Origin of the sequence: Pseudanabaena sp. 'Roaring Creek', from assembly GCF_001402795.1 — a bacterium.
GTDB lineage: Bacteria > Cyanobacteriota > Cyanobacteriia > Pseudanabaenales > Pseudanabaenaceae > Pseudanabaena.
Genome location: NZ_LIRE01000015.1, coordinates 1 through 2,246, shown reverse-complemented (window position 1 = coordinate 2,246; position 2,246 = coordinate 1). Strand labels below are relative to the sequence as shown.

The 2,246-nt window shown below is 41.9% G+C and carries 2 protein-coding genes; one reads left to right on the top strand and one right to left on the bottom strand.

All coding sequences use genetic code 11. From position 1 onward, the window contains the following. Positions 1-26: 26 nt before the first annotated feature. A complete protein-coding gene (locus tag AC805_RS00365) occupies positions 27-761 on the bottom strand; it encodes a bifunctional sterol desaturase/short chain dehydrogenase (protein ID WP_055073571.1) in 735 nt (244 codons plus the stop codon). 424 nt (positions 762-1,185) lie between these two features. Between AC805_RS00365 and AC805_RS00360 the strand changes: the two genes are divergently transcribed. Then, the gene (locus AC805_RS00360; protein ID WP_072143479.1) at positions 1,186-2,190 is read left to right on the top strand and encodes a pentapeptide repeat-containing protein; all 1,005 of its coding nucleotides are present in this window, start codon (positions 1,186-1,188) and stop codon (positions 2,188-2,190) included. Positions 2,191-2,246: the final 56 nt, after the last annotated feature.

The window sequence follows — 2,246 nt, the reverse complement described above, 5'->3', positions numbered from 1 at the left end:
GCCATTTCTTAACTTGGTATTATAAGTTATGGGAGAGAGCGAGAAAATACCCGAAAATAGAGCGATCGCCAAAATTCTTTGAGCGGATAAGCAATAAAGGTAATGGGATTAATAGTAACGATAATATCGCGAAATCCGTACTGAGCTAAAGTAGCGATCGCCCAAGCTACAAAACTTGCTGACATAACACCATAGGGATTGAGATCGCTTTTGAAAGGTCCTAAAATTAATTTGCGAATCAGGCAAGGGGCATCAAGGCGGCGCAATGTCACCAGATCGCCGATCGCACGCTTCGAGAGTTCATACAATGGGCTGAAGGCAGGATTAACTTCCGCTTCCGATGTATTTACCCAGATTTCTTTGGAAGTTATGGATTTATCTTCAGTTTTATCTTCAGCTTTATCTGCGATTAAGGACTCTAGGAATAAATCCATCCAACGGAAAACAGAAAAGGTATTAACCTCATAGGATTTGTAAATTGATGCGGAATCTCTCGCCCCCAATAAATTAATGCCATGATTGAGGATGAGAATATCGACTTTTTGCAAGCGATCGCGTAGGGCTGATTCGTTACCTAACTGCCATGTCAAAACCTCTATTTCGCGATCGGTTTGGCGATCTGCCTCGGCAGGAAAAGTAGCCTGCGGCGAAGTCGTTAACGCAATCACCTGCGCTCCGCGCTTAGAAAGCTCTGACACCAAAGCCCGACCCATCGTTCCTGACGCGCCCGTAATCGCTATTACTTTGTCTTGAAGTGACAAGTCGATACCCTACATTCTTGCTACGGATTTAAACCTACTACAAAAATATGACCTTCACGATCTAAATTGCGATCTAATACCAATTTCCAAAATGGCGTTGCCATTTTGGTATAAACCCAAGAATTAGCGTTGCGGCGCAAAGCGCCGCAACGCTAATTTTTCATTAGGAAAGGAGTAACTGGAAATGGCACTGGTCAGCTAAATCGTGATCGACGTATTTGCGTCGTTTTTATCAGCATGAAATGGACGTTTCAGAATCCATCCCACATTAGCTGACCAGTGCCCTGGAAAACCTTATAAAACCTCATGGTAATTTTATTTTTATTGCTGATTTTTTCTTGTTTTCCAAAATATGGATTAGTGGGAGCATAAACCATCGATAAGCTCATCCATTAGCGAGAGCATGGTGCAAAAGGCGAGACATATGGGAAACTCAGAGCATCTGGCAATATTAAAACAAGGCGTAGCTGGGTGGAATAGATGGAGACTAGAAAATCCTGAAACTATTCCCAATCTGAGTGGGACTAATTTGAGGCGTGCCAATCTACGCGAAGCGGATTTAAGTGGCGTAAATTTGCGTTGGACAAATCTGAGTAATGCCAATTTATTAGGTGCAAATCTCAGTAGATCCGATCTTGTCAAAGCAAATCTGCGCGAAGCGGATTTATATAAAGCAAATCTCAAGGATGCAGAAGTTAGTGGTGCTTATTTAAGTAGAGCCCATTTACGCGAAGCCTGCTTGCAGAGATGCGATCTGAGTTTAGCCAATTTGCAAGGAGCCGATCTCACTAATGCTTATTTTAGTGGCGCAAATTTGAGCGGGGCTGACTTAGATGAGAGCGATTTAAGCAATGCCAATTTAAATGAGACCAATCTAAGTAATGCCATTTTAAGCAATGCTATTCTCACCAACGCCGATCTTCGACGTAGTGACTTAAGCAACGCCAATCTAGAATATGCTAATCTTAGCAATTCAAATTTATCTGACTCAAAACTATGCACGGCTAATTTGAGTCATGCCAATTTGCAAGAATGCGATCTGAGTAATACGACTATTAATCAATCAAATTTAAGTCACGCTAATCTTGCTGATTCAATTCTTAGTAATGCCAATTTGAGTAATGCCAATTTAAGCAACGCCAATCTCAAAAATGCTGTTCTAAGTAATGCCATTCTTAGCAATGCCGACCTGAGTGGGAGTAATTTGGAAGATACAATTCTAAGCGATGCAATTTTGAGTAATGCGAACCTGAGCGGTGCTATTCTCACGGGCGCACAACTCGTTTCGGCAAAGCTAGATGCCGCATTTTTGATCGGTACTAATTTAGTCAAAGCTAATTTGAGGCTAGCTACCCTAAATGGAGTTAGCTTATCTGAAGCTAATCTATTTGGCACAATTATGCCCGATGGTTCAATACAAAATTGCTAAGTATAGCTGTCGCCAATTGTACTAGGACATAAACCCCAAGAATTGACTGGCGGCGC

Coding starts and splice junctions, on each gene's coding strand:
- AC805_RS00360 (WP_072143479.1), top strand. CDS start 1,186: ATGGGAAACTCAGAGCATCTGGCAATATTAAAACAAGGCGTAGCTGGG.